The sequence below is a fragment of the Bartonella sp. CL25QHWL genome (assembly GCF_042195335.1).
Lineage (GTDB): Bacteria > Pseudomonadota > Alphaproteobacteria > Rhizobiales > Rhizobiaceae > Bartonella.
Window position 1 is genome coordinate 1 of the sequence record NZ_JBHIOE010000117.1, and the last position, 522, is coordinate 522.

1 protein-coding gene is annotated in these 522 nt (G+C 33.9%); it reads right to left on the reverse strand.

Annotation, left to right across the window (positions count from 1 at the left end; genetic code table 11):
• Positions 1-522, reverse strand: a 522-nt coding sequence (locus tag ACFILY_RS09735) for a type IV secretion system protein (protein WP_375638036.1), incomplete at both ends; no start/stop codon positions are given.

A 522-nucleotide genomic window follows, 5' to 3' on the forward strand; every position in this document is an offset into this window, starting at 1 on the left:
GTATGGTAGGCATCCCGTTTTTTTCATGGTCAAAAATTTTCATATCAAGTTCGCGTCTTTTCCTTTTGATAAGTGATCGCTCGGCATTACGTAAATGCGCTACCATTTGCATCTTTATAGATTCATTTTGGATCATGGCTAACGAACCATCGATATGTGCTTGAAGATCTGCAATTTCTTTCAGGTTTTCTTTTGTTTGAAGTTCATCGAATAGCGCTTTAAGGTATGTAAAACGCTTTTCTACGTTTTCAAAAGTTCTTAAAGTTATAGCTTTATCTAGAACCGATATAAATTCTAAACGGGCAAAAATAGAGTTACCTACTTGATCAAAAGTCCCAGAAATTTTGTTTTCTTCCTCTAATACCTTTTGATATGATGCCCTTGAAAGCTTATCTTTCTTATAGAGCGATTCTGGTTCTTTGAGAAAAACACTAGAAAAGTCTACTGTTTTAGGTTCAGTTTTCTGACTATTTGTTATAGCTTGATAGGTTGTTTCTGTTTGCGAAAGTTGTTTTTTTTTCA